The 25,847-nt window shown below is 69.5% G+C and carries 27 protein-coding genes and 1 tRNA gene; 19 read left to right on the top strand and 9 right to left on the bottom strand.

Annotated elements, in window-relative coordinates:
* The first annotated feature begins 20 nt into the window (after nucleotides 1-20).
* The 8 genes from GM656_RS10960 to GM656_RS10925 all read left to right on the top strand — a co-directional run bounded on the left by GM656_RS10960 (nucleotide 21) and on the right by GM656_RS10925 (nucleotide 7,847).
* Nucleotides 21-647, top strand: a complete 627-nt coding sequence (locus GM656_RS10960; RefSeq protein ID WP_162413697.1) for a hypothetical protein — start codon at nucleotides 21-23, stop codon at nucleotides 645-647.
* A 45-nt stretch (nucleotides 648-692) separates the two neighbouring features.
* Entirely contained in the window at nucleotides 693-1,856 is a 1,164-nt protein-coding gene (locus tag GM656_RS10955; RefSeq protein WP_162413696.1) for an inorganic phosphate transporter, read from the top strand.
* A gap of 65 nt (nucleotides 1,857-1,921) precedes the next feature.
* Complete coding sequence (locus tag GM656_RS10950) at nucleotides 1,922-3,130, top strand: inorganic phosphate transporter (protein WP_162413695.1); 1,209 nt, start codon at nucleotides 1,922-1,924, stop codon at nucleotides 3,128-3,130.
* A gap of 123 nt (nucleotides 3,131-3,253) precedes the next feature.
* A complete protein-coding gene (gene fer1, locus GM656_RS10945; RefSeq protein ID WP_162413694.1) occupies nucleotides 3,254-3,643 on the top strand; it encodes a ferredoxin Fer1 in 390 nt (129 codons plus the stop codon).
* A gap of 103 nt (nucleotides 3,644-3,746) precedes the next feature.
* On the top strand, nucleotides 3,747-4,733 hold the full coding sequence (locus tag GM656_RS10940; RefSeq protein ID WP_162413693.1) for an A24 family peptidase: 987 nt from the start codon (nucleotides 3,747-3,749) through the stop codon (nucleotides 4,731-4,733).
* Nucleotides 4,734-4,884: 151 nt separating this feature from the next.
* Nucleotides 4,885-6,285 (top strand): protein kinase family protein, encoded by a 1,401-nt coding sequence (locus tag GM656_RS10935; RefSeq protein ID WP_162413692.1) that lies wholly within the window; start codon nucleotides 4,885-4,887, stop codon nucleotides 6,283-6,285.
* 51 nt (nucleotides 6,286-6,336) lie between these two features.
* Nucleotides 6,337-6,699 carry a phosphoribosyl-AMP cyclohydrolase gene (hisI, locus tag GM656_RS10930; RefSeq protein ID WP_162413691.1) on the top strand — a complete coding sequence of 121 codons (363 nt, stop codon included), beginning with the start codon at nucleotides 6,337-6,339 and terminating at the stop codon, nucleotides 6,697-6,699.
* Nucleotides 6,696-7,847, top strand: a complete 1,152-nt coding sequence (locus GM656_RS10925) for a DUF7118 family protein (RefSeq protein ID WP_162413804.1) — start codon at nucleotides 6,696-6,698, stop codon at nucleotides 7,845-7,847. The genes hisI and GM656_RS10925 overlap by 4 nt, the downstream gene beginning before the upstream one ends.
* Here GM656_RS10925 and glmM read toward each other — a convergent pair.
* Entirely contained in the window at nucleotides 7,832-9,211 is a 1,380-nt protein-coding gene (gene glmM / locus GM656_RS10920) for a phosphoglucosamine mutase (RefSeq protein ID WP_162413690.1), read from the bottom strand. The genes GM656_RS10925 and glmM overlap by 16 nt on opposite strands.
* A gap of 109 nt (nucleotides 9,212-9,320) precedes the next feature.
* Between glmM and pyrE the strand changes: the two genes are divergently transcribed.
* Together pyrE and GM656_RS10910 are read left to right on the top strand one after the other, a co-directional pair.
* Nucleotides 9,321-9,872, top strand: coding sequence for an orotate phosphoribosyltransferase (gene pyrE / locus GM656_RS10915; RefSeq protein ID WP_162413689.1), 552 nt, complete (start codon nucleotides 9,321-9,323; stop codon nucleotides 9,870-9,872).
* 79 nt (nucleotides 9,873-9,951) lie between these two features.
* Nucleotides 9,952-10,200 carry a glutathione S-transferase N-terminal domain-containing protein gene (locus GM656_RS10910; RefSeq protein ID WP_162413688.1) on the top strand — a complete coding sequence of 83 codons (249 nt, stop codon included), beginning with the start codon at nucleotides 9,952-9,954 and terminating at the stop codon, nucleotides 10,198-10,200.
* Between the two features lie 51 nt (nucleotides 10,201-10,251).
* Here GM656_RS10910 and GM656_RS10905 read toward each other — a convergent pair whose 3' ends face one another.
* Nucleotides 10,252-11,220: a transcriptional regulator gene (locus GM656_RS10905; RefSeq protein WP_162413687.1), complete on the bottom strand. Its 969-nt coding sequence runs from the start codon at nucleotides 11,218-11,220 to the stop codon at nucleotides 10,252-10,254.
* A 161-nt stretch (nucleotides 11,221-11,381) separates the two neighbouring features.
* On the opposite strand from GM656_RS10905, the gene GM656_RS10900 reads away from it, so the two are divergent.
* The 3 genes from GM656_RS10900 (at nucleotide 11,382) to GM656_RS10890 (ending at nucleotide 13,338) form a co-directional block, all read left to right on the top strand.
* On the top strand, nucleotides 11,382-12,647 hold the full coding sequence (locus GM656_RS10900; RefSeq protein ID WP_162413686.1) for a tRNA(Ile)(2)-agmatinylcytidine synthase: 1,266 nt from the start codon (nucleotides 11,382-11,384) through the stop codon (nucleotides 12,645-12,647).
* Between the two features lie 224 nt (nucleotides 12,648-12,871).
* On the top strand, nucleotides 12,872-13,078 hold the full coding sequence (locus tag GM656_RS10895; RefSeq protein WP_162413685.1) for a hypothetical protein: 207 nt from the start codon (nucleotides 12,872-12,874) through the stop codon (nucleotides 13,076-13,078).
* 56 nt (nucleotides 13,079-13,134) lie between these two features.
* Nucleotides 13,135-13,338, top strand: a complete 204-nt coding sequence (locus GM656_RS10890; protein ID WP_162413684.1) for a hypothetical protein — start codon at nucleotides 13,135-13,137, stop codon at nucleotides 13,336-13,338.
* Between the two features lie 21 nt (nucleotides 13,339-13,359).
* On the opposite strand, the gene GM656_RS10885 is transcribed toward GM656_RS10890, so the two are convergent.
* Nucleotides 13,360-14,316 (bottom strand): succinylglutamate desuccinylase/aspartoacylase family protein, encoded by a 957-nt coding sequence (locus tag GM656_RS10885; protein WP_162413683.1) that lies wholly within the window; start codon nucleotides 14,314-14,316, stop codon nucleotides 13,360-13,362.
* Nucleotides 14,317-14,409: 93 nt separating this feature from the next.
* On the opposite strand from GM656_RS10885, the gene GM656_RS10880 reads away from it, so the two are divergent.
* Complete coding sequence (locus GM656_RS10880) at nucleotides 14,410-14,661, top strand: DUF7536 family protein (RefSeq protein ID WP_241692749.1); 252 nt, start codon at nucleotides 14,410-14,412, stop codon at nucleotides 14,659-14,661.
* Here the strand turns inward: GM656_RS10880 and GM656_RS10875 are convergent.
* Nucleotides 14,658-15,890 carry a potassium channel family protein gene (locus GM656_RS10875; RefSeq protein ID WP_162413682.1) on the bottom strand — a complete coding sequence of 411 codons (1,233 nt, stop codon included), beginning with the start codon at nucleotides 15,888-15,890 and terminating at the stop codon, nucleotides 14,658-14,660. The genes GM656_RS10880 and GM656_RS10875 overlap by 4 nt on opposite strands.
* 233 nt (nucleotides 15,891-16,123) lie before the next feature.
* Between GM656_RS10875 and citZ the strand changes: the two genes are divergently transcribed.
* Nucleotides 16,124-17,269 (top strand): citrate synthase, encoded by a 1,146-nt coding sequence (gene citZ / locus GM656_RS10870; RefSeq protein ID WP_162413681.1) that lies wholly within the window; start codon nucleotides 16,124-16,126, stop codon nucleotides 17,267-17,269.
* Between the two features lie 258 nt (nucleotides 17,270-17,527).
* Here the strand turns inward: citZ and GM656_RS10865 are convergent, their stop codons facing one another.
* Entirely contained in the window at nucleotides 17,528-19,162 is a 1,635-nt protein-coding gene (locus GM656_RS10865; RefSeq protein ID WP_162413680.1) for a potassium channel family protein, read from the bottom strand.
* A gap of 300 nt (nucleotides 19,163-19,462) precedes the next feature.
* Between GM656_RS10865 and ilvA the strand changes: the two genes are divergently transcribed.
* From ilvA to GM656_RS10845, 4 genes are all read left to right on the top strand, one after another.
* On the top strand, nucleotides 19,463-20,674 hold the full coding sequence (gene ilvA, locus GM656_RS10860; protein WP_162413679.1) for a threonine ammonia-lyase: 1,212 nt from the start codon (nucleotides 19,463-19,465) through the stop codon (nucleotides 20,672-20,674).
* Nucleotides 20,675-20,941: 267 nt separating this feature from the next.
* On the top strand, nucleotides 20,942-21,151 hold the full coding sequence (locus tag GM656_RS10855; RefSeq protein WP_162413678.1) for a DUF1328 family protein: 210 nt from the start codon (nucleotides 20,942-20,944) through the stop codon (nucleotides 21,149-21,151).
* Nucleotides 21,152-21,244: 93 nt separating this feature from the next.
* Nucleotides 21,245-21,448, top strand: a complete 204-nt coding sequence (locus GM656_RS10850; protein ID WP_162413677.1) for a hypothetical protein — start codon at nucleotides 21,245-21,247, stop codon at nucleotides 21,446-21,448.
* Between the two features lie 28 nt (nucleotides 21,449-21,476).
* A tRNA-Ser gene (locus GM656_RS10845) sits at nucleotides 21,477-21,558 on the top strand.
* Nucleotides 21,559-21,791: 233 nt separating this feature from the next.
* On the opposite strand, the gene GM656_RS10840 is transcribed toward GM656_RS10845, so the two are convergent.
* The 4 genes from GM656_RS10840 to GM656_RS10825 all read right to left on the bottom strand — a co-directional run bounded on the left by GM656_RS10840 (nucleotide 21,792) and on the right by GM656_RS10825 (nucleotide 25,788).
* The gene (locus tag GM656_RS10840; protein WP_162413676.1) at nucleotides 21,792-23,018 is read right to left on the bottom strand and encodes an MFS transporter; all 1,227 of its coding nucleotides are present in this window, start codon (nucleotides 23,016-23,018) and stop codon (nucleotides 21,792-21,794) included.
* Nucleotides 23,019-23,252: 234 nt separating this feature from the next.
* On the bottom strand, nucleotides 23,253-24,311 hold the full coding sequence (locus GM656_RS10835; protein ID WP_162413675.1) for an isocitrate/isopropylmalate dehydrogenase family protein: 1,059 nt from the start codon (nucleotides 24,309-24,311) through the stop codon (nucleotides 23,253-23,255).
* A 173-nt stretch (nucleotides 24,312-24,484) separates the two neighbouring features.
* On the bottom strand, nucleotides 24,485-24,862 hold the full coding sequence (locus GM656_RS10830; protein WP_162413674.1) for a VOC family protein: 378 nt from the start codon (nucleotides 24,860-24,862) through the stop codon (nucleotides 24,485-24,487).
* 47 nt (nucleotides 24,863-24,909) lie between these two features.
* Entirely contained in the window at nucleotides 24,910-25,788 is an 879-nt protein-coding gene (locus tag GM656_RS10825) for a PhzF family phenazine biosynthesis protein (protein ID WP_162413673.1), read from the bottom strand.
* Nucleotides 25,789-25,847 lie beyond the last annotated feature (59 nt).

Below are 25,847 nucleotides of genomic sequence, written 5' to 3'. Positions count from 1 at the left end.
GCGCTCTGAATTGTCCAAGCATGTCGTCTGGGATCCCACTGCTCACGCCGCTGGCCCGATGGCTCGAAACGGTGATGTTCGGGGACTACGAGCGCCAGTACCGGCTGTTCACGCAGGCCGTGGTGGCCGTCGCCGCCGGACTGGTGCTCGCCTACGGGCTGACCGCCCTAGGCGTGATCGACGTGGGCCCGGGCGGGCAGTCGGTGCTCGGGACCGCGGCGAGCGTCGCCGTGACGGCGTTCGTCATCGTCGGCGTCCTGCAGTTTCTCGTCCTCGCGAACGTCCTCGAGCGGACGAACGAGGACGTGGCCACGAAGGCCGCCGAACTGGAACAGGCGGCCGAGCAACTGGAGGAGACCGCTACGGAACTGGAGACGACGGTCGACACCGTCGAGGACGCGGCGAACACCGTCGACGAGGCCGCCGCCGACGTGGAACAAACGGCGGAGCAGGCCGGCGACCCCGACGCCGCCGAGCAGGTGACCGAAGCCAAGGACAAGACCAAAGACGCCAAAGAGCGGGCCGAGTCCGTCCAGCGAGAGGTCAAGTCGGCCAAGGAGAAAGCGTCCGAGGTCGAGGAGACCGCCACCGAGGTCGAGGAGACGGTCCCGGCGGAGAACGAGCGCGACGGCGAGGACGGCGACTGAATCGCGGTCGGTATTCTTTAGACGCGCCCGTGTTTGCCGTCGGATATGGTCTCGGTTCTCTTCGCCCTCGGTATCCTTGTCGCCGTCTTCGTCGGCTTCAACATCGGCGGTTCCTCGACCGGCGTCGCATTCGGTCCCGCCGTCGGATCCGACACGCTCTCGAAGGAGTGGGCCGCCGCGCTGATGTCCGGGTTCGCCCTGCTCGGCGGGGCGACCATCGGGACGGAGGTCATCGACACGATGGGCGGTCGCATCGTTCCCAGCGAGCAGTTCACCCTCCTCGCGAGCGTCGCCATCCTGTTTTTCGTCGGCTTCGCCCTGCTGGTCTCGAACCTCTTCGGCGTGCCGGCGTCGACCTCGATGACCGCCGTCGGCGCCATCGCCGGCCTCGGCGTCGCCACGGGCACTATCGACTGGACCGTCATGGGCCGCATCGTCTCGTGGTGGCTCGTCGCCCCCATCACCGCGTTCTGGCTCTCCGCCGTCGTCGGGCGCTACCTCTACCCGCATCTGGAGGTCCGAATCGCCTTCGAGAGCAAAGGGCCCGGCACGTCGCGGCGCGAACAGATCGGGAAGGTCCTCGTCGTCGCCATCGGCTGCTACATGGCCTTCGCGGCGGGGGCCTCGAACGTCGCTAACGCCGTCGCCCCGCTGGTCGGGAGCGGCGAACTCGGCCTCTATCCGGGCGTCGCGCTCGCCGGCGGCGCCATCAGCCTCGGCGCGTTCACCATCGCCCGGCGGACGCTCGACACGGTCGGCAACGACCTCACCGAACTGCCGATCCTGGCGGCGCTCATCGTCGAGACGGTGAGCGCGACCATCATCGGCCTGCTGTCGTGGGCCGGCATCCCGGCGAGCCTGGCCGTCTCGGCGACGATGTGCGTCGTCGGCCTCGGCTGGGGGCGGGCCACCCGGACCACCTCGCTGGCCGACGCGGCGGGGGCGGCCGTCAGCGGTGCGGCCGCGGCCGGCGGGAGCGGCACCGTCACCGTCGACGCGCTGACCGCGGACCGCGACGAGGCCGCGTGGTCGCCGCCGGAGGAACGGGAGGTCCAGCCCATCGGCGAGGAGGACCCGGAGTCGGTGACCTCCGCCGCCGACCTCTTCGACCCTGCGGCGACCGGGCGAGTCGTCATGCTCTGGATCCTGACGCCGTCGATCTCCGCCGTCGCCTCTTTCCTCGTCTTCCAGTACGTGCTCGCATACTAGCGGTCGTCGCCGGCTCGCGGGCCGGGAGACGGTACCCTTTACCCGCCGCCGCTGCTGGATAGCGTATGGTCGAGGTTCTCTTTGCCCTGGGCGTTCTCGTCGCGATCTTCGTCGGCTTCAACATCGGTGGCTCCTCGACCGGAGTCGCGTTCGGGCCGGCGGTCGGGTCGAACACGCTCTCCAAGCTCTCGGCGGCGGCACTGATGACCGTGTTCGCCCTCCTCGGCGGCCTTTTGGTCGGTCCGGCGGTCGTCGAGAGCCTCGGGAGCGACCTCGTCGCGACGCAGTTCTCGCCGCTCATCAGCATCGTCGTCCTCTTTTTCATCGGGGTCGCGCTGTTCCTCTCGAACGTCGTCGGCGTGCCGGCGTCGACCTCGATGACCGCCGTCGGCGCAATCGCCGGACTGGGGCTGGCCCGCGGGACGCTGAACGCGAACCTGATGCTCGAAATCGTCTCGTGGTGGCTCGTCTCGCCGATCATCGCCTTCTGGGTCAGCGGCGTCATCGGGCGGTACTTCTACCCGACGCTCGTCGAGTGGTTCGCCGTCTCACAGAGCGAGGGCGCGCTGCTCGACGTCGACCGCTCGGGCGGCCTGCCGCGGCCGGTTCTCGGCGACAACACCACGCCGCGGGAGTTCGTCGGCACCGTCGTCGTCATCGGCATCGGCTGTTACATGGGCTTCTCGGCGGGCGCGTCGAACGTCGCCAACGCCGTCGCGCCCCTCGTGGGCAACGGCTCGCTGGAGATGTACCCGGCCATCCTGCTGGGCGGGAGCGCCATCGGCCTCGGCGCGTTCACCATCGCCCGGCGGACGATGGACACCGTCGGCAACGACCTCACCGACCTCCCGCTCGTGGCCGCCATCGTCGTCGCGACGGTGGCCTCGACCATCGTGACCTTCCTCTCGGCGCTGGGCATCCCCGCCAGTTTCGTCATCATCGCCACGATGAGCATCGTCGGCCTCGGCTGGGGGCGGGCCACTCGAACGACGCGCCTCTCGGACACCGTTCAGGGCGAGACGCCCGCGGCCTCCGTGGGAGCGCTGGCCGCCGACGCCGAGGCCGCCGACGCGCCGACGGTCGGCGGCACCAAGGGGACGCCGAAGTCGGGCGAGACCGAGCCCATCGGCGAGGAGTCGAGCGACGACATCCCCGCCGCTTCGGACCTGTTCGAGCCCGGGACGACCGCCCGCGTCATCTTCCTCCAGAACGTCGTGCCTTCCATCGCCACCGTGGCGGCCTACCTCGTCTTCAGGTTCGTGCCCGGCGTCTGACTAAAAATAGCGGCAGTTTTCGTTTCGATTCCGGGACAGATCCGGCCGCCGTCTCTCATTATTTTGCACGACCTAAACCCGAAGGGCAAAGTCTAACAAGTCGGGGTTCGAACCGAGCAGGTGATGCCCACGGTAGAGTACCTTAACTACGAAGTAGTGGACGATAACGGCTGGGACATGTACGACGACGACGTCTTCGCAGAGGCGTCCGACCTCGACCTCGAAGACGAGGACCACGGGTCCCTCGAAGTCAACGAAGGCGAATACATCCTCGAAGCGGCCGAGGCGCAGGGCTACGACTGGCCCTTCTCGTGCCGCGCCGGGGCCTGTGCGAACTGCGCTGCCATCGTCCTCGAGGGCGACATCGACATGGACATGCAGCAGATCCTCAGCGACGAGGAGGTCGACGACAAGAACGTCCGACTGACCTGCATCGGCAGCCCGGACGCCGACGAAGTCAAGATCGTCTACAACGCCAAGCACCTCGACTACCTGCAGAACCGCGTCATATAACGCGGCTCTGCGGTTTCTGTGCCGTCCTGTTTCGCGATAGCGCGAGCGCCGTCGCGCCCGAGTCACCGGAAGCGTTAGGGGCACCGCTGTGTTGAGTACAGCCGTGCTCGGGTCGATACCGGACCTGCTCCGCCTGGTCGCCGTCCCGGTGTTCGGGTGGGCGGCCTACCGCGACGTGAAGACGCGCCGGGTCCCCAATCGGACCTGGACCCCGCTGGCCGCGCTGGCGGTCCTGCTTTTGCTGTGGGACGCCTACGCGGTGTGGACCGGCCCGCTCGCCGTCGGCCAGCGCCTGTTCTTCGTCCGCGTCGCGATCAGCCTCGGCTTCGTCGTCCCGCTGTCGTACGCGTTCTGGTACATCGGCGGCTTCGGCGGGGCCGACGCGAAGGCGTTCATGCTCGTCGCGGTCCTCTTTCCCGTCTATCCGGTGTACTACCTGCCGACCGTCGCGCTCCCGCTGCAACAGACCGCCATCGGCGTCTTCTCGCTGACGATTCTCTCGAACACCGTCCTCGCCGGCGTCGCCTATCCGGCGGCCGTCGCCCTGGGCAACCTCGCACGCGGCCGGCTCTCGCCCGCGATGGTCATCGGTCGGCCGGTCTCCGTCGAGGAAGTCACCGAGGAGTACGGTCGCCTGCTCGAATCGCCCGACGGGTTCGACCGGCGCGGCCTCGACCTGGACGCCCTGCGGATGTACCTGCGCTGGCGCGACTGCACGCTCGACGACATCCGGTCGGACCCGACGCGACACCGGCTACCGACCTCGCTTCCGCGGGTCCCGAACGACCCAGGCGACGGGTCGCTTGCGACCGACGGCGGCGAGCCGGCGGCCGACGACCCGCTCGCGGGCGACGGCGATTCCGTCGACGACCCCTGGGGTGCGGAGCGATTCCTCTCGGACATCGATCACTCCGCCTACGGCACCTCACCCGACCAGCTCCGCGACGGGCTCGAAGTCCTGACCGAGCGCGAGGAAGTGTGGGTGTCGCCGGGCATTCCGTTCCTCGTCCCGATGTTCGTCGGCCTCGTCGTCTCGCTCACCTACGGCGACGTGCTGTTCTCGCTGCTGCAGGCGATCGGGCTGGCCTGACGCGGAGTCCGGGCGAACGTTTCTCTCAACCGAGACCTTTTATATGAAAATAGACTTAGATATCCCCGTATCAATCATGGCAGGGGTTCCGGGGGAACGCACTCGTGTTGGGCAAGGACCGCAGCGGCGCGTGCGGGGTGTCGCCCGCTAGATGAGCGAGAACGGGACACGGCGTGCGTCCGTCGCAGTCGGCTCCGAGGCCGTTCCACGTCCGCCCTGTCGACCGCCGCTCGAACTCGTCGAGGCCGACGGCGAGTGGCTTGTCAGGGAGTACCGTCGCGATCAGGCCGACGCGGCGACCTTCGCCGCGTACGACCGCCGCATCGACGCGATGCGGGCGGGCCAGGGCCGGATGGACGACGACCGCCACCCCTGTCTCCTGCGATGGGACGCTCCCGACATCGTCGGCGACATCTACTGGAACGAACTGTTCGAGCGCCTCGCGGTCGAGCGGAGCCCGATGCTCGACGCGTGGGTGGTCGTCCCCGACGACGAGCCCGTCGTCTTCCACGCCGCGACCGAGCTCGAACGAGCGTACGAGGCCGGCAAGGCGGTCCTGCGCGAGTACGACTTCAAGCGCCTCGACGTCCGGGCCGAGGACGGGTCGACCGAGAAGACGGTCGAACACCGCTTTCTCCGCCACGGCATCGCGGAGTCGGGGGTCCGGTTCGACCGCGACCGGCTCCCGGCGAAAGCCGCGGATTCGACGACGGGAGCGGCCGACGAGACGGAGACGGACCCGCTCGACATCGGGCCGGCGACGCCGTCGAGCACGCTGATGGCCGCGATTCCGGACCTCACGCGGCTCGACGAACTCGACACCACCGGCTACGTCCACCGCTACCGCGGGACGTGGACCGACGGCGAGGACGCCCGCATCGCGCTGCTCGACCCGGACCGCAGCGGCGAGCGCGTCGCGGCCAAGCGGTTCGTGACGACCGTCGAGGACTGGCACGCGCTCGCCGACGAACCGGCCGTCGCGACCGTCTACGACGTGGGGGTCAGCCCGAGCCCGTGGGTGGCGTACCACGCGGGCGAAGGGTCAGCCGAGCGACTCGCCGAGAGCCTCTCGCTGGACTCCCGGTTGCGCCTCGTCGAGGACGCCGCGTCGGCCGTGGCCGCGGCGGCGCGACGCGACGTGTACGCCACGGCAATCACGCCCTCATCGATCCGGATCCGCTCGCGGGACGAGCCCGCCCGCGCGGCGCTCGCCGGGTGGGGTATCGAACGGGCCGTGCGGACCGCGTTCGACGACCGGCGGGTCACGCCCTACACCGCGCCGGAGCAACTCGACGGGGCCGTCGCGACGACGACGCCGGTCTATCAGCTCGGAGCCGTCGCGTACCGGCTGCTCTGCGGGCGCGAGCCGTTCCGCGGAGAGCGCGACCTGGCGGACGCGATTCGGAACGGCACGCCCAGACAGCCGAGCGCCGGCACGGACCTCACCAGGAGCGTCGACACGGTCCTCCGGCGCGCGCTGTCGACGGACCCGCAGCGCCGGTACGCGAGCGCCGGGGCGTTCGCCGACGCCCTCGCCGACGCGTTGCGATAGCGGGGCGCGGTGAGCAGAAGACCTATTTTTCGGACACGCCTCCGCCAGAGTATGACCGACGTGGACCTCGCGTTCGACGAGCAGGAGTACATCCCGGCCATCGCTCAGGACGCCGACACCGGCGACGTGCTCATGCTCGCCTACGTCACCGAGGAGGCGCTCGAACGGACCCGCGAGACGGGGGAGGCCCACTACTACTCGCGGAGCCGCGACGAACTCTGGCACAAGGGGGCCACGAGCGGGCACACGCAGGCCGTCGAGGAGGTCCGTGTCGACTGCGACGGCGACGCCCTCCTGTACGTCGTCGACCAGACGGGCGGGGCCTGCCACACCGGCTACGAGTCCTGCTTCCACCGCACGATCGACGGGGAGACCGTCGGCGAACGGGTGTTCGACCCGGACGACGTGTACTGATGGCCTCCGACACGGACAGCCGGCCGGGCGACGGCGCGCCCGACGCCGTCGAGACCCTGGAACGCGCCGCGGACGACTACGAGCGGGCGAAAGAACGCGTCGCGGAAGTCGGCGAGGACTCGCTGCGGGAGTGCCAGGAGGTCTATCGTGAGCTGACGGACCTGCTGGAGCGCTACGACGGCCGCGCGACCGGCGGCGGCGACTTCGAGGCGTTCATGGAATTTCAGGGCCGCGTCGGCACGCTGACCGACGACCTCCCCGAGGGCCTGCCCGAGCGAGATACCTTCGAGGCCGTCGACGACTTCCTCCAGCAGCGCCGCCTCACCGAGAGCGACTTCGAAGAGGCCCGCGAGATGCTGGCCCCGGTCGGCGACCTCGTCGGCCGGCTGGACGAGCGCGACGACGCCCGCGAGCGCTACAGAACCGCTCGCCGCGACGCCCGGCACAGGCGCGACGACCTCGACGACCGCATCGCGGAGCTCGAACGCCTCCTGCGGCTCGGCGAGGCCGACCTCGACGCGCCGGTCGAGCGCCTCCGCGATCCCATCGAGCGCTACGACGAAGCCGTCACCGAGGCGTTCAGGGACTTCCGGAGCGAGGCGCCGGCCAGGGAGGTGCTGGCGGTGATCGAGCGCGCCGGCGCCTACCCGCTGGTCGACTTCCGCTCGCCGCCGGACGACCTCCTCGAATACGTTCAGAATCACGACGCCGGAACGGAGCCGATCCCGAAACTGCTCGAGTACGCCGACTACTCGCCCTCGAAGCTGGACCACTACGTCGACGACGTGTCGGCGCTCCAGAGCGCCGTCGCCACAAGGCGGACGTACCTCCGCGGGCTGGACGCGGAACCGCTCCGGTTCGACTGGCCGCCGCCGACGGCCGAGGAACTGCCGTGGCGTTGTCGGGAGTGCCGAGCCGTCGTCGCCCGCTTCGCCGACGAGTCGGTCGTCGCCGCGCTCCGCGACGTGCGCGCGCTGGCGAGCCGTGACGACTACGAGCGCCTGCGCGAGAGCGCCGTCGCCCGGTCTGACCTCACCGAATCGGAGCGCGAGCGGCTCGCGAGCGGGGCCGTCGAAGAAGAACTGGCGGCCGCCCGGAAGCGGCTCGCGGCCGTCGAGGACGCGCTGGAGACTTACTCCTCGGTGTAGGCCTCGACGTCCCGCGTCGCCCGGTCGACCATCGTCTCGGCGAGTTCCCCGGCGCGCTCCAGCGTGCGCGCCTCGGCGTAGACGCGGACGACCGGCTCGGTGCCGGAGGGCCGGGCCAGCACCCAGCCGTCGCCGTAGTCGAGGCGGTAGCCGTCCGTCGTGTCGAGGTCGGCCGTCGCCTCGCGAGCGTGGGATTCGATGCCGTCGAGCATCGCTTCGCGCTCGCCCTCGGTCTCGTAGCGGAGGTTCCGCCTGACGTTGTGGTAGTCGTCGTAGGCCGCCGCGATGTCGCTCGCGGGTCGTTCGGCGACGAGTTCGAGGAACTTCGCGGCGGTGAACGCGCCGTCGCGGGCGATGCGGTAGTCCGGAAAGAGGATGCCGCCGTTGCCCTCGCCCGCGATGGCGACGTGGGCGCCCTCGTCCTGGAGATTCCGGATGCGGCTGACGATGTACGTCGAGCCGATGGGGGTCAGCGACAGCGACGCGCCGGCGTCCTCGACCACGTCGACGAGGCGCTGTGAGGCGTTGACAGCCGAGACCACGCTGTCGTCGGCCTCGAGTTTCGCGGCCGCGAGCGCAGCCAGCGCGGCGTCGCCCTCGACGTGGCTCCCGGTCTCGTCGACGAACATCGCCCGGTCGGCGTCGCCGTCGTGAGCGAACCCGAGGTCGGCGTCGGTCGAGCGTACGAGCGAGCGCAGGTCCGCGAGGTTCTCGGCGACGGGTTCGGGGTCCCGGCCGGGGAAGCGGCCGTCGGGCTGGGCGTTGACGGTGTGGACCTCGCAGCCGAGTTCGCGGAACAGTTCGGGGCTGGTCAGCGAGCCGGCCCCGTGGCCGGGATCGACGACCACGGTGAGGCCGGCGTCGGCGATGCGGTCGCGGTCGACCGCCGCGAGCAGTTGCTCGCGGTAGCGTCGCCGCGTGCTCTCGACCTCCGTGTCGGTCCCGACCGTCTCCCAGTCCGCGTACGCCGGGTCGTCCGCCCGCAACGCCGTCTCGATGCGGTCGAGCGTCGAGCGCGTCAGCTCGACGCCCCCGTGACCGATGAGTTTCACGCCGTTGTACGCCGGCGGATTGTGACTGGCGGTGATCATGACGCCCGGGACGCTCTCGCGCTCGCAGTAGGCCTGGAGCCCCGGCGTCGGCACGACGCCGAGGCGGTCGACGTCGAACCCGACGCCGGTCAGCCCCGCGGTCGCGGCGTTGGTGAACGTCCGCCCGGTGGTCCGGGTGTCTCGGGCGATAGCGACACGGTCGTGGTCCTCGCGCCAGACGGCCCCGGCGGCCTGTGCAACTCGCAGGACGTACCGAGGTGTCAGCTCGTGACCCGCGACACCGCGGACGCCGCTCGACCCGAACACTTGCATTCGAGCGAGTGTGTGAGGGCGAGGTGCTTAGGAATGTCGCCATCTGCTTCGTCAATCAGGGGCCGCCCGATTCCAACAGCCATTAGCCCCGTGCCCGTGCAGTACAGGTATGGCAAACGAGGAACTCATCGCGGCCCTCCGAGACGCGGAGGCCGTCAAATTCGGTGAATTCGAGCTCTCTCACGGCGGCACGTCGAGCTACTACGTCGACAAGTACGTCTTCGAGACGGACCCGACCTGCCTCCAGCGCATCGCCGAAGCGTTCGCCGAGCGCATCGCCGGATGGGACGAACAGCCCACGCTCGCCGGCGTCGCGCTCGGGGCCGTCCCGCTGGTCGCGGTCACCAGCGTCGAGACGGGTATCCCCTACGTCATCGCCCGCAAGCAGGCCAAGGAGTACGGCACGGGCAACCGCATCGAGGGCGACCTCGCCGCGGGCGAGGAGGTCGTCATCCTCGAAGACATCGCGACCACCGGCCAGAGCGCCGTCGACGCCGCCGAGGCGCTGCGCGAGGCCGGCGCGACCGTCGAGCGCGTCCTGGTCGTCGTCGACCGCGAGGAGGGCGCTCGCGAGAACCTCGCCGAGCACGGCCTCGAACTGGAGTCGCTGGTGACCGCCTCGGATCTGCTCGCCGACGCGCCCGAGGACGTGGACGCGTAGGGCGCTCGCCCGCGGTCCTGTGCGCGCCGGACACACCACCGATGTGTTCTTGGCGGTGGACCCGCTACGGGGTGACGCAATGGCCAACCTCGAACTCTACGAACTGGAGGGCTGTCCGTACTGCGCGAAGGTCAAGACCAAACTGGACGAACTCGGTCTGGACTACGAGTCCCACATGGTCCCGCGCTCGCACGACGAGCGGACCGAGGTGAAGGAGGTCTCCGGCCAGACCGGCGTGCCGGTGCTCGTCGACCCGGAACACGGTATCGACGGAATGGCCGAGTCCGACGACATCGTCGAGTACCTCGAAGAGACCTACGGGCAGTAACGGAGCCGCCGCTTTTCGGCTCGAAGCGTCGAACGAATCAGACAGCGCCGCTCAGGCCACTTCCTCGGGTTCCTCGCCGCGCTCCATGATGAGGTCGCGCAGGTCGATAGCGTCCTCGATGTTCTCCATCTCCTCCTTTTCGATGAGGGCGGTCCCCTCGACGGACTCCCGGCGGAGTTCGTCGACGACGTACACCGAGCGGGTGCGGGTCACCTCGCCGACAGACGACATGATGCGCGCTCGCTTCTCGGCGGTCTCGGTGAACGCGGAGTGGCCGGCGAGCACCTGCTCGCGGCTGCTCGCGTTCTCGTTGACGCTCTTGAACGGCGCGCGGTCGGTCGGGTGGACCTCGAAGCCGATCCGGGTGAACACGGTGACGATGGGCTCGTCCTCCGGGGCCACGTCGGGGTCGTCGGGCGTCGGCTCGTCGTCGCGGACCTCCTCCGCGCCGTCGAGGACGCTGACCGGCGAGGTCAGCGGCGCGTCGAACAGGTCTTCGAGCTCGGCGGCCACCTCGACGGAGGCGTCCATGCCGTCCTCGTACTTCGAGACCGTGCGCCGCGAGACGCCGAGTTCCTTGGCGAGACGGCCGAGCGACCAGTCGCGCTCCTCGCGGACGTCGGCGAGGATCTCGGAGTCGATGTTGACGTAGAGCCCGCCGGGGGCCGCGTAGATGAGCGGCGGGACCTCCTCGACGAACAGGTCCATCGCGGTGTCCGGCGACAGCACCGGGACGCCGTGACGGAAGTAGACGACGCCGGGCTTCAGTTCCTCGTCGCGCGTCCGGAGTCCGACCACGATCGGCGTGGCGTTCAGATACGTGCCGAGCCGCCGCATCTCGCCGCCGGTCTGGGCGTCGAAGGCGTCGATGTTCCCCAGTATCTTCAGGAGCAACACGTCCTTCCCGCGTCGGGCCGCGACGTCGAAGCTCTTCGGACGAATCGCACAGCGATCGCTGACGAGGAAGCCAGCGTCCTCGAGCATCGCCATGACGTTTCCGACCAGCGCCGACCGTGACATAGTCCTCTGTACCTCTATTGTGTTGGTAAGCCGTTCACCGGTTATATGCGTTGCGCCGCTCGTTGAACTGTCAGGCGCGGTTATACGGTGACTACGGTAACCGCGCGGGCGTTCGGCGAGCGGACGAAAGGGGTTTGACCGACTCGGGACTACGAGGAGCCGTGACGGTCGTTGGCCTCGACGATACCGACTCGCGCGAGCGGGGGATGTGTACGACCTACGTCGCCGCCCGGCTCGCCGAGTCGATACGGGACGCCGGCGGAGCGGTCGAGCGCCTGCTCCTCGTCCGCCTCAACCCGGCCGTCGAGCACAAGACCCGCGGCAACGCCGCGCTCGCGGTCCACACGGACCTCGACGCCGAGGCGGCGGTCGCACTGGTCGACGACGCGCTCGACGTGGCCGAGACCGGCGATCCGCGGACCAACCCCGGCGCGGTCGTCGCCGACTGCGACCCCGACGCGGTCCCGCCGCAGGTCGCGACGTTCGCCCGCGACGCCGTCCGCTCGATTCAGGATCCGATAGCGGCGACGACGCTCGCCGACGTGGTGGGCTTCGCCCGCCGGCAGCGCGGGAACGGTCGAGGGATGATCGGCGCGCTGGCGGCCGTCGGCGCGTGGGCGGCGTTCTCGGACTGGACGTGCGAGCACATCGCCTACCGCGAGCGCGAGCGGTGGGGGACCGAACGGGCGGTCGACGCCGAGAGCGTGCGAGCCGCCGCCGAGGAGCGCTACCCCGCGGTCTGGGACACGGTCGACAGCGCGTCCGGCTACCCGGTCTGCGTCCCGCGCACGCCGTGTCCGATCCTCTACGGCATCCGCGGCGACGACCCCGCGGCCTGTCGCGCCGTCTCCGACGCCATCGAGAGCGAACCGATAGCCCGGCGAGCCACGTTCGTCACCAATCAGGGGACCGACGTGCACCTACAGGACGTCGAAATCGGGACGGTCACGGACGACAGCGCCTACCGCGTCACCGGCGACGTGACCGAACCGCCGGAGACCCGGCGGGGCGGGCACGTGTTCTTCGCGCTCAGCGACGGCGCGGGGACCCTCGACTGCGCGGCGTTCGAACCGACGAAGGGCTTTCGCGACCGGGTCCGGGCGCTCAGAACCGGCGACCGGATCACCGTCTGCGGCGAGGTCAGCGACGGGACGCTCAAACTGGAGAAGTTCGCCGTCCGCGACCTGGTGACGACGGAACGCGTCACGCCGGACTGCCCCACGTGCGGCCGGTCGATGGAGTCGGCGGGCCGCGACCAGGGCTATCGCTGTCGGGACTGCGACACCAGCGCCGACGAGAAGGTCCCCCGACCGCTCGACCGCGGCCTCGAACGGGGCTGGTACGAGGTCCCGCCGGTCGCGCGGCGGCACATCTCGAAGCCGCTCGTCCGCGGCGGCTTCGACGCGCCCACCCACCCGTCGCGGTGAGGGCTCTGAACAGACCGGCCTTGAGGGCGAACCGCCGCCAGTGCCTTCGTGCGCGAATGGCGTCCCTGACCGAGGGCGGACCGTCGTCGGCACTGCCTTCCAGACGTGGCCCGATTCCGAGGTGTCAGCGCCCCGACCGGCGTCGGTAACGTCGGAGTACCAAGACTGAAAACGGCCGTTTAGGTGGCGGATAACAATCCTTCGGTCCGATATACACGGCTGGTATGAACGGCGAGAACCGCGAGACGAGGCGGCGGAACACGGTAGGCGACGAGGTCACAGAGGAGCTACTGACCGTCGAGCGCGAGCCGGCGGCCGGCGGTGGCGAGCGAGCCATACTCTACCCGTCGAACGAATCCGGCACCGAGGTCAGGTCGAAGTGGCTGGCCGTTCCGGCGGACGAACTGGTGTCACTCGAGGACGTTCAGTAGTCCTTTCCGGCAATAATCGACTGGTAACAATGAGTACTGATGCCGACAGCGGACGTATGGACTCGGACACTCGGTCAACGGACGACGTGACGACTACCCCCGACCCCGATGAGGGGGCCCTGCCTGCTGTCGTGCGCTCCCGCCCAGACGGTACCGACCGGTTCATCTGCTACGCGCCGGACGTCGACGCGACCGACGTCGAAAACCAGTGGCTTTCTGTCGACGCGGAGTTCCCCGTGTCGACCCTGTTGATGCGATAACGGCGTCGCGCGGCGCGACGCTCAGTACGTGTCGATGTTCGTCCCGACCGAGCAGACGTACTCGCCGGTCGCGACCTGGGGGAGGCGGCGAGCGCGCCAGAAGATCCCGTTGGAGTCGGCGGTGATCTCGGCTTTCGTCCGTCCGAACACGTCGGTCACCTCGAACAGCGTCTCCCCCCGCGAGACGCGGTCGCCGAGGTCGACCTGGAGGTCGACGAGGCCGCCGACGGGCGAGCCGTACTGCTCGAATCCCGTCGCTCGGGTCTGTGGTCGGGAGTCGTGCCGGCCGTCGAGGAAGTCGTAGTACGTGAGGACGTTGAACACGCCGTCGACGCCGCGCTGGATCGAGGACTCGTCCCAGCCGACGCAGCCGCCGAGCTCGGGGTCGATGGTCGGGACGCCCTCGTCGGGGGCCGCGCGGGCGAGCTGGCCGTCCGGCCCCTTCTGGTCCAGGATGTGACCGCAGCCGAACACCTTGGCGAGCTCCAGGCAGTCACTGTGGAGGCGGTGGCGGGAGCCACAGCGCACTCGCACCTCGTCGATCATTCGAGAGGTCGACCCCTGGTGGAGGTCGAGCACGAGGTCGGCGCTGATGGCGGCGTCGAAGGTGGCCGCGGCGATGCGCTCGCTCGACGTCCCCGAGTGGTCGCCGGGGTACGCCCGGTTCATCTTCGTGTCGTCGATCGGGTTGCGGTGTTCGGCGACCTGGAAGGCGTGGTAGTTGACGATGCCACAGACCAGAATCGTCCCGGACAGTTCGGCCGGGTCGAGTCGCGGGAGCACCCGCCGGACGACGCCGACGCCGTTCAGTTCGTCGCCGTCGCTCGCGGCCTGGATGTAGAGCGTCCGGCCGTCGTCGACGCCGTTGACGACGGCGACGGGGAGCCCGACGGCGGACCCGTCGCGGGTCTCACCGACCTCCAGCCGTCCCGTGTCGACCTCGCCGGGAGCGGCGCTCGCCGTACCGAGGGTAACCATTACCGACACGTTTGCGTTGGGAGCCTTTACTGGTTCGGATTCGCGCGGCGCCGGACCGACGGCGTCTTGGGGGCTCCCGCCGTATCGCCGGTCGTGTCAGAGTCCGAGCCACGGAGCGGAAAGGCGGCGATGGTCTCGGCCCTCGACGTCCCCCGGAACGCGGCGGTCGGGTTCGCGCTGTCGGCCCTGTTCACGGCGGCGGTGTTCGCCCTGTTCGTCCTGCCGGGGACGCGGCGACCGATGGCGCTGTACGTCGCGCTCGCGTTCGTCCTGATCGTCTCGCTCGGCGGGCTGGCGACGGCCCTCCTGACGGCCGTCTCGGCGGTCAAGCTCGCCAGGCGCTAGTTCCGCTCACCGTCGGTCGCCAGGTCCGCGAGCCGGTCGCCCCCGGTCCGCGTCCCCTTGGCGATGAGCACGTCGCCCGTTCGCAGCGGCGTCTCCGGTCCCGGCGAGACGACCCAGTCGCCGCCTTCCCGGCCGGTGCGCTCGCTCTCGCCGGCCGCCCGCCGGATGGCGATGATGCGCATCCCGGTCGCCGTCTTGACCGCCGCCTCGCCGATGGTCGTCCCCGCGAGGTCGCTGCCGGGGTGCACCGTCGTCCGGACGATGACCTCGTCGGACTCGCGGACGGCCTCGGCGACGACCGGGTGCGTCGAGAGCCCGCGCAGCACGCCCTCGCTCATCTCCAGGGCGGCGTCCGAGATGACCTCCGTCGAGCGGGCCAGGTGGACCAGCCCCCGCAGCGACACCGGGTCGTCGATGTCGGCCGCGGCCCGGAGCGTCCACGCCTCGAAGCGCGACTGGAGCGCGTCGACCTCGGCTTCGAGTTCGACGACTTCCTCTGCGACCTCCGCGCTGTCGAACAGCACCGCGCCGTAGGCCAGGTCGACCGCCAGTTCGCCCATGTCCTTCATCAGGACGATCGAGTCGACGGCCCGCTCGAGGTCGCGAATCCCGCCGGCCGGCGGCTCGGGCGGTTCGTACGCCTCGCCGGTGGCGTCGCGGTAGACCCCGGCGACGCCGTCCTCGGGGCCGCGAAAGAGGACCACGTCGTCGGCCTCGATGCGCGTCTCCCGGTCGGGGTTGAGCAGCCAGGCCCCCTGCCGCCGGATCGCCAGCGCCCGCACGCCGGTCTCTGTTTCGAGGTTCAGCCCGCCGAGCGTCTCGCCGGCCAGCCGCGACGACGGCTCGACGGTCGCCCGGACGAGCGTCTCGACGGCCTCGGGTAGCGCCGCCCGCATCGTGTCCGGGAGGCCGATGTCCTCGAGCACCACCTTCGCGATGTCGCCCGCAGCGTCGCTGATCTTCTCGGCGGCCCCGACCATCCCCAGGACCGGCGCGAGCGATTCGGCGTCTTCGGTCGACCGACAGGCCATCAGCAGGCTCATCCGGGCGCGGAGCTGGAGCACGTCCATCTTCTCTTCGAGTTCCAGCACCTCCGCGGCCACGTCGTCGCTCCCGAGCAGGACGGCCGAGTACGAGAGGTCGATGAGCAACTCGGCGGTGTCTTTCATCTCGGCCAGCAGCTCCTTGACGCTGACCGGCTCGTACTCGACCGTCCCCGTCGGATCCATACGCGCCGCTTCGATTGCGCCGAGGAAAAGCGTTCCTCACTGTGAGAGGCGGTAGCGGACCCCGCTCCGCCCGGATCTGCGCGCCAGAACCACAGCGACGGTGCCAGGTTGGGATAAAATTACTCTGTTATGGAGAAATTAGTGGCCAAATGTCCACTAAAACAGTCCTGACATTGTGGCACACACGCTTGGAAAGAAAATGCTTTTCCCGGCAGGTTGGGAACTGGTTGCGTATGTCCGACGACCTCAAGAAGGGACTCGAGGGTGTCCTCGTCGCCGAATCCGAACTTAGCGTCATCGACGGCGACAAGGGCGAACTCGTGTACCGGGGGTACACCATCGAGGACCTCGCGAAGGGTGCCAGCTACGAAGAGGTGCTGTACTTGCTCTGGCACGGCCAGTTGCCCGACAGCGACGAACTCTCCACGTTCAAGCAGGCGATGGTGGACGCCCGCGACGTGGACGAGGACGTGATCTCGACGGTTCGCCAGCTCGCCGAGGCCGACGAGGACCCGATGGCGGCGCTCCGCACGGCGGTGTCGATGCTGTCGGCGTTCGACCCGTCGCCCGAAGACGCCGAGCCGACCGACGAGGCGGTCAATCTGGAGACGGGACGGCGGATCACGGCCAAGATCCCGACCATCATCGCGGCGTTCACCCGCATCCGCGACGGCGAGGAGCCGGTCGAGCCCCGGGAGGACCTGGACCACGCGGCGAACTTCCTCTACATGCTCAACGGCGAGGAGCCCGACGACGTGCTGGCCGACGTGTTCGACCAGGCGCTCGTACTCCACGCAGACCACGGGCTCAACGCCTCGACGTTCTCGGCCATCGTGACGGCGTCGACGCTCTCCGACGTGCACAGCGCCGTCACCTCCGCCATCGGGACGCTGAAGGGACCGCTCCACGGCGGGGCCAACCAGGACGTGATGGAGATGCTGAAGGAGGTCGACGACGCGGAGATGGACCCCCTGGAGTGGGTCCAGACCGCCCTCGACGAGGGCCGTCGCGTCTCCGGGTTCGGCCACCGCGTCTACAACGTCAAGGACCCGCGCGCGAAGATCCTCGGCGAACGCTCGAAGGAGCTCGGCGAGGCCGCGGGCTCGCTCAAGTGGTACGAGATGTCGACCACCATCGAGGACTACCTCATGGAGGAGAAGGGGCTGGCCCCGAACGTCGACTTCTACTCCGCGTCGACGTACTACCAGATGGGCATCCCAATCGACATCTACACCCCCATCTTCGCGATGTCCCGGGTCGGCGGCTGGGTCGCCCACGTCTTCGAGTACATCGAGGACAATCGTCTGATCCGCCCGCGGGCCCGGTACGTCGGTGCGAAGCCCGAAGACACGACGTTCGTCCCGCTCGACGAGCGGTAAGCAACGGTCCCGAGTGCGAGTGCAGCGAGCACTCGGCCTTTTTCGCCCACGTTTTTCGAGGAGCCGTCCCCACAGCGAGCGACGCGAGCGAGGAACGGCGACGACGAAAAAGGTGGAGGGGGAGCGTCTGATCCGCCCGCGGGCCCGATACGTCGGTGCGAAGCCCGAAGACACGACGTTCGTCCCGCTCGACGTGCGGTAAGCAACGGTCCCGAGTGCGAGCGCAGCGAGCACTCGGGCTTTTTCGCCCGACAACGACTACTCGAACAGCGACTGGAACCGATTCACGCCGTCGTCGGTCCCGGCGATGACGAGCCTGTCGTTCGACTCGATCCGCACGTCCGGGCCGAGGTCGGTGAGGACAGTCCCATCGCGCTCGATGGCGATGACGGTACAGCCGGTCCGCGAGCGGATGTCCGCCTCGCCGAGGGTCGTGCCGCCGAGACCGTCCGCGGTGACGCGGATTATCTCGACCTGCTGGTCCATCGAGATGACGTCCTCGTCTTCGAGGATCGTGGAGGCGAGCATCCGACCGCTGACCGTCGACAGCGCGAGAACGTAGTCGGCCCCGGCGCGGTACATCTTCTTGACGTTCGCCGTCTCTTCGGCGCGCGCGATGATCTCGACGCCGGGGTTCAGATCGCGGATGACCAGCGTGGCGAACTCCGTGTCGGTGTCCTCGGAGAGTGCCAGGATCACCGTTCGGGCGTCCTCGATGCCGGCGGCGCGGAGGTCGTCCGGCTCCGTCGCGTCGCCGACCACGTCGACGCCGGGCTGGTCGGTCTTGTCGAGGACGGTATGAGGCACGCCAGCACTGCGCAGGTCCGCGGCGATGGTTTGACCGACCTCGCCGGACCCGATGATGACGGTTTCGCCCCGGCGAAAGCCGCGGACGCTCGACAGCGTCAGCTCTTTCAGTTGCTCCAGTTGGCGTTCGGTCCCCGAGACCAGCAGGACGGTGCTGCCGTCGAGTTCGGCGTCCGGGTCCGGCGGGCTGACGAACTGGCCGCGGAACCACGCGCCGATGACGTTGACGCCGGTCTCCTCGCGGATGCCGCTGTCGGCCAGCGTCGTCCCGACGAGGTCGCTCCCGCGGTGGACGGGAAGTTCGGCGATGTCGAAGTCCTGGCCGATTTCGATTGAGTCGCCGAGCGTCGTCGACACGCCGGTGGTGACCTTGCTCGCGAGGCTCTCGCCGAGCAGTCGGCGCGGCGAGAGGACGGCGTCGGCCCCGGCGAGGTCGTGGTAGCGCGCGCGGTCGGGCTCCTCGACGACGCTGACGGTCTGGACGGCCTCGTCGACTTCGCGAGCGGTGAGGATGATGCTCGTGTTCACCTGATCGGAGGCGTCGGCGACGAGCGCGCGGGCCGACGACAGGTGGGCCCGCTCTAGTCCCTCGACGGACTGCGGGTCGGCGTGGATGACGTGATACCCCTCCTCGTAGAGTTCGTTGGCTCGGGCGCGGTCCGACTCGACGACGACGTACGGCACGTCCCACGTCTCCAGTTCCGTGATGAGCGTCTCACCGCGGGGGGTGAACTGGCAGATGACGACGTGGTCGGCGATGTCCTCCTCGACAGACGTCGGGGCGTTCGTCGCCATCGCCTCCTCGAACAACGGAAAGAGGAGGACCGGGAGCGCGAGGAAGATGAGGACGACGCCGGTCACGTCCATCACGATGATGAGGAGCAACATCCCCGTGCTCTGCCAATCCCCGTCCGACCCGTATCCGGTCGTCGTGAACGTCTCGACGACGATCTGTAGCGACTTGAGGAACGACCGCGGCTCGTTCTCGAAGGCCGACATCCCGTAGTCGTATGCGAGAGCGTACCCGAGAATGATGCCAACGAGGGCGAGGACGTACAGAGAGGTCCGCCGCTGCCAGGTGTCCATCTACCCCAACCTTACGCACCGAACCCAAAACAGTTCTGACCGGCAGGCGGTCGCTCCGGCGTGGCGCGGCCGCCGGCTCGTCGCGCCCTCGGCCACGGGACGGTCCCCTCTCCGTCCGTCACTTTCACTTTCACTCTGCTACGACTGCCTTTAAGTCAATCGGGAACGACTCACCGATTGCAGTCACACGCTCCCCTTTCCGTGGTAGAGTACACCTCTGATAGTTACCACTCCGCGAGCGGTACGCCCGCGGCGACCGACGGCCGACAGTATAACACGACTCGGCGAATAGCCACAGCCATGCTCTCGTTCGAGGACGTCCTCGCCGCACAGGACCGGGTCTCCGAGACGGCCAGGCACACGCCGCTCGACTACTCGCACACCTTCTCCGCGATGACGGGCGCGGACCTCCACCTCAAGCACGAACTGTTCCAGCGGACCGGCTCGTTCAAGGTCCGCGGCGCGACGAACCGCATCGCGACGCTCTCGCCCGCGGAGCGCGAGGCGGGCGTCGTCACGGCGAGCGCCGGGAACCACGCCCAGGGCGTCGCGCTCGCCGCCACGCGCATCGGCGTCGACTCGAAGATCGTCATGCCCGAGCAGGCCCCCGTCTCGAAGGTGAAAGCGACGCGGAGCTACGGCGGCGAGGTCGTCCTCCACGGCCGCGACTACGACGCGGCCGCCGAGCGCGCCCACGAGATCGAGCGCGAGGAGGGCCGGACCTACGTCCACGCGTTCGACGACGAGCGGGTGATGGCCGGCCAGGGGACCATCGGCCTGGAGATCTACGAGGACCTCCCCAGCGTCGAGACCGTCGTCGTCCCCATCGGCGGCGGCGGCCTCATCAGCGGCATCGCGACCGCGCTGAAGGGCAAAGACGAGGACATCCGCGTCGTCGGCGTCCAGGCCGAGGGCGCGTCGAGCGTCGCCGAGTCACTGCAGAAGGGCCACCGGATCGAGCGCGACAGCGTCGAGACCATCGCCGACGGCATCGCGACACGGACCGTCGGCGAGAAGACCTTCGAGGTCATCCGCGAGCGCGTCGACGAGGTCGTCACCGTCTCGGACTCGGAGATCGCCGTCGCCCTGACGGCGCTGCTGGAGCGCTCGAAGACGCTCACCGAGGGCGCGGGGGCCGTCCCGCTGGCCGCCGTCACGGAGGAGAAGTTCGACTACGCCGAGGACGAGACCGTCGTCCCCGCGCTGTGTGGTGGGAACATCGACCTGAACATGCTGACCAACGTCATCATGCGCGGGCTGGCCGAGACCGGTCGCTACCTCCGGATCCGGACCGTGCTCAGAGACCACCCCGGCGCGCTCGAAGAGCTCGTGACGGTCCTCTCGCGCGAGCAGGTCAACATCTACGCCATCGAGCACGAGCGGACCAACCGCGACGTGGCGATGAACTCCGCCGAGGTCGAACTGGACCTGGAGACCCGCGGCCCGGACCACGTCGACCATCTCCTCTCGGCGCTCCGCGAGGCGGGCTACGAGGTCGACGTGCTGGTCTGAAGCCGGCGGCGCGCTGGGCGGCACCACCCCTGCATGTGAAAGGTGGTAGCTGTCCGATGGCAGCACACCCGATCACGAGAGGGGGAGGGTCCCGACGCCGGCGTTCCTCGTTCGCGCCGCTACAGTCCGTTCCGCGCCGGACGCGCTCGCAAGCACAACACGGGGGATGCCTGGCCTCGAACGGTGAATCATGTCACGAACGTCACAGCAGCCACAGACGCGTTCCGAACAGCCATCGTCGCGCCGCCGCGCCGTCGGGTGGTCGCAATGGTAGCCGCGCCCCTCGCCGCGCTCTCGGCGGCCGTCCCGCTCCAGGCCGGCGGTGGCGGCCTCCTGTACTACGCCATCGTCTTCTTCGTCCTCGCGCTGATCGCCGGGGTCGCCGGGTTCCGCGGGGTCGCCGGACTGAGCATCCGCGTGGCGAAGCTCCTCGTCCTGGTCTTTCTCGTCCTAGCCATCGTCACGCTCCTGCTCTGAATCCGGCGGTGTTTTGGCGGCGGCGGCCCCGCTCACGGGTATGGACCGACCCGCCAGGACAGCGAGCGACGACGCGCCAGCCGACCAGCACCGATGAAGCCCCGAACCAAATCGAGCCTGCTGTGGGGCGTCGTCGGCGGGCTGGCCTTTCTCGTGCTCGTCCAGGGCTACGAACTCCTCGCGGCGGAGCCGGTCTCGGTTCCGGCGAAGGTCGGCGTCGCGCTGGTCGTCGCCGCCGGGGCCGCGCTGGCCACCTACGCCACCCAGCCGCGCCTGTTCGGAAACGAAAGCCCTTAATCGGCCGCCCCCGGACTCACGTCTGCGAGCCAGGATGGCCGAACGGTAAGGCGCACGCCTGGAAAGCGTGTTCCCTTTCGGGATTCTGGGTTCAAATCCCAGTCCTGGCGTACTTTTGCCGCGAGCAACTTCGTGAGCGGCACATACTCGATGGCTGGGGTTTGAATCACGGCAGACCGAACACAGCGAGGTCTGGCATCGGGTTCAAATCCCAGTCCTGGCGTGGACGGCGCGAACGAAGTGAGGGCCGTCGAATGCGTGAACGGGGAGGCACGACCCGTGAACGCGTTTTACGACTGACGGTGAGTGAGGAGCGACGGCGGCGAGCGCGGTACGTCGCGGTTCAGTCGCCGGCGATCCACAGGACCGCGATGAGCGCCGTCGAGAGGGCGAGTAGCGCCGTGAGCCCCCAGAACACCGGCCGAAAGCCCGCCGTCTCCGAGAGGACTCCGACGACCGCCGGGGCGAGCGCACCGGCGATCATCAGCAGTGTGCGGACGACGCCGAGGCTGCCGCCGGCGACGGACGAGGGGATGACGGCCATCAGGTAGGCGCCCCGGACCGGGCGGTACCCGTGCATGCCGATGCCGAGCGTCGCGACCACCGCACCGATTGCCAGCGATCCGGCGTCGCCTGCGAGGACGATCAGCCCGGCCAACGCGGCAGAGGAGAGGCCGAGCGTGGCCGCGAGCACCGGGAGCGGACCGACCCGGTCGCTGACCTCGCCGGTGACGAGCTGGACGAGGCTGACGGCGAACAGGGCGCTGTAGAGCAGGCCCGCCGTGCCGGGCCCGAACCCGGCCTGCCGCGTGAGAAACAGCGGGAGGAAGGCGACGGTCCCGTTGAACACGAAGGAGAACAGCACCGCCACCGCGACGAACGCTGTGAAGCGCCACCGGCGAAACAGGGAGACGTACGACGACAGCGACACGTCGGCGTCCCCGTCCGTGCCGGCAGCGCCGGCGGCCGAGAGCCGCTCCGGGACCCGCGCGACGAAGGCGGCGGCCACGGCGACTGTCGCCAGGCCAGCGGCGAGGAACGTCGTCCGCCACCCGGAGCCGACGACGCCGGGTCTGGCCGCGAAGGCGAGCGCGACGGTGGGGGCCGCGACCCCCGCGAACGTACCGAACGTGTCGAACACCCCGAGGACGCGGCCGGTCTGAGCGGGGTAGGTCCGCGAGAGCAGTCGGACGCCGACCGTCTTCAGCGTCCCCGTCCCGGCCCCGATGGCCACCATCGCCCCGACGAGGACCACCAGCGGCCCGTCGACGGCGAGGACGAGCGCACCGAGCGCCGCGCCCGTCGCTCCGGCACCGATGACGACGACTGAGCTGAATCGGTCGGCGAGCCACCCGGACGGGAACTGCATCAGCGCGTAGACGAACAGGAGGGCGCTGAAGGCGGTCCCGAGCACCGCCGTCGACACGTCGTAGACGCCAGCCAACTGTTCGAACAGCGGCGGGAACGCGTACCGGACGAACTTCCCGAGGAACCAGAGCGCCGAGGTCAGCGCCAGCGCGTCGAACCGTCGGAGCCCCGAGAGCGACGGGAGTCGGACGGACGACTTCACGGGCGACACCCGCTGTCGGATCGGGGGTCGCTCGCCGCGGAGTTCTCGCGGCGTGCCGCCCTCCCGCGTCGACGCCCCTCTCGTCGGACCGGCACTCGGTCACGTCTCGCCGTCACACCGGGGCCGATACCGACCGGACGGTCATAACGGTTGTCTCTCTGGCGGCCGCGTCGATCCGGAGCGTCGAGTGGCCAGCCGGTGAGAGGGTCGCGGTCGCCGTCCCGATTGCGCGGTTCAGAGCCGGTCGCGGAGGTCCGCAACGACCGCCTCGGTGCCGGCGTCGCCGCCGAGGTCGGGCGTCCGCGGGGCCGACGCGTCCGCGAGTTGGTCCGCGACGGCGTTCCAGAGGGCCGCTGCGGCGTCGTCCTCGCCGAGGTCCTCGAACAGCATCGACCACGACAGGACCGCCGCGAGCGGGTTCGCCACGCCCTCGCCGACGATGTCGGGGGCGCTCCCGTGGACCGGTTCGAACATCGAGGGGTACGCCTCGCCCGGGTGGATGTTCCCCGACGGGGCGAGGCCCATGCTGCCAGTGACCTGCGCGCCGACGTCGGTCAGCACGTCGCCGAAGAGGTTCGACGCGACGAGCACGTCGAACTCGTCGGGCCGGCGGATCAGGTCCATCGCCGCCGCGTCGACCAGGATCCGCTCGACCGACACCTCGGGATACTCCTCGCCGACTTCGGCCACCACGTCGTCCCAGAACACCATGCTGTGGGCCTGGGCGTTCGACTTCGTGACGCTGGTGAGGGTGCCCGCGCGCTCCGTCGCCGCCTCGAAGGCCGCCCGGACGATGCGCTCGGTCCCGCGCCAGGTGAACAGCGCCGACTGGACCGCGGTCTCGTGGTCGAAGCCCGCGTGCTCGCGGCCGCCGATGTCGGCGTACTCGCCCTCGGTGTTCTCCCGGTAGACCACGAAGTCGATGTCCCCGCCCTCGTACCCGCGCAGCGGGCTCTCGATGCCGTCGAAGAGGACGTTCGGCCGCTTGCAGATGTACTGGTCGAACCCCTTGCGAATCGGCAACAGCAGTCCGTGGAGGGTCACGTGGTCGGGCACGTCGGGGTGGCCGACCGCGCCGAGGAACACGGCGTCGAACTCGGCCAATCGGTCGAGGCCGTCATCGGGCATCATCGCCCCGCGGTCGAGGTAGCGCTCCGTCCCCCAGTCGAACGCCGTCGTCTCGACGGAGAACCCGAACCGGTCGGCCACGGCCGCGACCGTCTCTTCCGACGCGCTGGTGACCGCCGGACCGATGCCGTCGCCTGGAATCACGGCGATAGAGTAGTCACTCACACCAGACTGGTTCTCTCGACCCACAGTTGAATATTGGTGCTAGAGCCGGGTCGGCCGGTGCTTCCGTGTCGGCGGTGAGCGAACCGGCGGTGAACGCGCCGACCGCGAATCTCGACGGGGACCCGCCGCCGAGGGGCGTCACCGACGCGAGAAGCGAGGCCCGTCCGTGCGCCTCAGAGCCAGCGGTAGAACTCCAGCGTGTACCCCTCGGGGTCCTCGACGAAGGCCGCGTAGGCCCCGGCGGCGTCGATTTCGGTCGGTTCGAGCACCGGGGCCGCGCCGGCGTCGATGGCCGTCTCGAAGGTGTCGTCCACGTCGTCGACGGTGAAGGCGACGTGGTCCACATCCGCGCGCGAGGGAGCGATTGGCGTGGTCCGGTCGGGGTCGTGGCGCAGTTGCAGGTCGGCCTCGCCGTCGCTGTCGCGGCCGAGATAGACGTTCGTCACGCCGTCGAGCGTGAAGCGGTGGGTCTCCTCGAAGCCGAGGTCGCCGTAGAAGTCCATCGCGCGGTCGAGGTCGGAAACGCAGATCGCGACGTGTGCGAGATCCATACGGCGGCCTTCCGCCGGGGGCGAAATGAGTGTGCCGGTCGCGGCCGCTACAGCAGGTCGCCGCGGGCGACGGGCACGACGCCGCCGCCCACCTCTACCGTCACCGCGTCGCCGGTCGCGTCGGCGGCGAGGTGCAGCAGCGACGGTCGCCCCATCTCGTAGCCCTGCTCGACGCGGGCGTCGACGGTGGGGCTGCCGAACACCTCGTGGCGGGCGAGGTAGGCGGCCAGACAGCCGTTCGAGGAGCCGGTCGCGGGGTCCTCGGCCACGTCGTAAAACGGCGCGAACACCCGCACGGCGAGGTCGTCGTCGGCCTCGCGCGGGTCCCGACAGACGGCGAGGACGTTCTTCGCCTCCCGGTCGCCGGTGACGGCGTCGTAGGCCGCCCGATCGAGGTCGATAGCCGTCAGCGCGGCACGGTCGGCCACCGGGACCACGATGGTCGGCAGCCCCGTCGAGACCACCTGGACCGGCCAGTCCACGTCGAGGTCATCGACCGAGAGCCCGAGCACCTCGGCGAGACGGGCGTGTTCCAGTTCCTCGCCGAATTCGGGCGGTCGCTGGGTCATCCACAGCGTCTCGCGGCCGTCGCGCCGGCGGACCTCGACGGGGACCTCGCCCACGTCGAGGGCGAGCGTCACCGACTCCGGGCGGCCGTCGGCCAAGTGCTCGCGGATCACCTGCGCTGTTCCGAGCGTGGGGTGGCCGGCGAAGGGAATCTCCGCGGCCGGCGTGAAGATGCGGACCGGCCACGCGCCCTCGGTCGGGTCGCCGGTGACGAACGTCGTCTCGGAGTAGTCCATCTCGGCGGCGATGGCCTGCATCTCCTCGCCGTCGAGGTCGCCGGCGTCGGTCACCACGGCGAGCTGGTTCCCGGCGTAGCGCCGCCTGGCGAACACGTCGACGATGTGGAACGGGTGGGACATACTGGTGGGCTGGACGGCGACGCAAAAGAGCGCTGGGGAGCAGTGGGTACTGCTACCGC

Source organism: Haloarcula salina (assembly GCF_010119195.1).
In the GTDB taxonomy this organism is placed as follows: Archaea; Halobacteriota; Halobacteria; order Halobacteriales; family Haloarculaceae; genus Haloarcula; species Haloarcula salina.
Note: the sequence above shows the minus strand (reverse complement) of the source record. Positions and strands in the feature narration are given on the sequence as shown.

Bases quoted from the DNA above. Each gene is read 5' to 3' on its own strand.
- GM656_RS10960 (WP_162413697.1), top strand. From the start codon at position 21: ATGTCGTCTGGGATCCCACTGCTCACGCCGCTGGCCCGATGGCTCGAA.
- GM656_RS10955 (WP_162413696.1), top strand. From the start codon at position 693: ATGGTCTCGGTTCTCTTCGCCCTCGGTATCCTTGTCGCCGTCTTCGTC.
- GM656_RS10950 (WP_162413695.1), top strand. From the start codon at position 1,922: ATGGTCGAGGTTCTCTTTGCCCTGGGCGTTCTCGTCGCGATCTTCGTC.
- fer1 (WP_162413694.1), top strand. From the start codon at position 3,254: ATGCCCACGGTAGAGTACCTTAACTACGAAGTAGTGGACGATAACGGC.
- GM656_RS10935 (WP_162413692.1), top strand. From the start codon at position 4,885: ATGAGCGAGAACGGGACACGGCGTGCGTCCGTCGCAGTCGGCTCCGAG.
- hisI (WP_162413691.1), top strand. From the start codon at position 6,337: ATGACCGACGTGGACCTCGCGTTCGACGAGCAGGAGTACATCCCGGCC.
- glmM (WP_162413690.1), bottom strand. From the start codon at position 9,211: ATGCAAGTGTTCGGGTCGAGCGGCGTCCGCGGTGTCGCGGGTCACGAG.
- pyrE (WP_162413689.1), top strand. From the start codon at position 9,321: ATGGCAAACGAGGAACTCATCGCGGCCCTCCGAGACGCGGAGGCCGTC.
- GM656_RS10910 (WP_162413688.1), top strand. From the start codon at position 9,952: ATGGCCAACCTCGAACTCTACGAACTGGAGGGCTGTCCGTACTGCGCG.
- GM656_RS10905 (WP_162413687.1), bottom strand. From the start codon at position 11,220: ATGTCACGGTCGGCGCTGGTCGGAAACGTCATGGCGATGCTCGAGGAC.
- GM656_RS10895 (WP_162413685.1), top strand. From the start codon at position 12,872: ATGAACGGCGAGAACCGCGAGACGAGGCGGCGGAACACGGTAGGCGAC.
- GM656_RS10890 (WP_162413684.1), top strand. From the start codon at position 13,135: ATGGACTCGGACACTCGGTCAACGGACGACGTGACGACTACCCCCGAC.
- GM656_RS10885 (WP_162413683.1), bottom strand. From the start codon at position 14,316: ATGGTTACCCTCGGTACGGCGAGCGCCGCTCCCGGCGAGGTCGACACG.
- GM656_RS10875 (WP_162413682.1), bottom strand. From the start codon at position 15,890: ATGGATCCGACGGGGACGGTCGAGTACGAGCCGGTCAGCGTCAAGGAG.
- citZ (WP_162413681.1), top strand. From the start codon at position 16,124: ATGTCCGACGACCTCAAGAAGGGACTCGAGGGTGTCCTCGTCGCCGAA.
- GM656_RS10865 (WP_162413680.1), bottom strand. From the start codon at position 19,162: ATGGACACCTGGCAGCGGCGGACCTCTCTGTACGTCCTCGCCCTCGTT.
- ilvA (WP_162413679.1), top strand. From the start codon at position 19,463: ATGCTCTCGTTCGAGGACGTCCTCGCCGCACAGGACCGGGTCTCCGAG.
- GM656_RS10855 (WP_162413678.1), top strand. From the start codon at position 20,942: ATGGTAGCCGCGCCCCTCGCCGCGCTCTCGGCGGCCGTCCCGCTCCAG.
- GM656_RS10850 (WP_162413677.1), top strand. From the start codon at position 21,245: ATGAAGCCCCGAACCAAATCGAGCCTGCTGTGGGGCGTCGTCGGCGGG.
- GM656_RS10830 (WP_162413674.1), bottom strand. From the start codon at position 24,862: ATGGATCTCGCACACGTCGCGATCTGCGTTTCCGACCTCGACCGCGCG.
- GM656_RS10825 (WP_162413673.1), bottom strand. From the start codon at position 25,788: ATGTCCCACCCGTTCCACATCGTCGACGTGTTCGCCAGGCGGCGCTAC.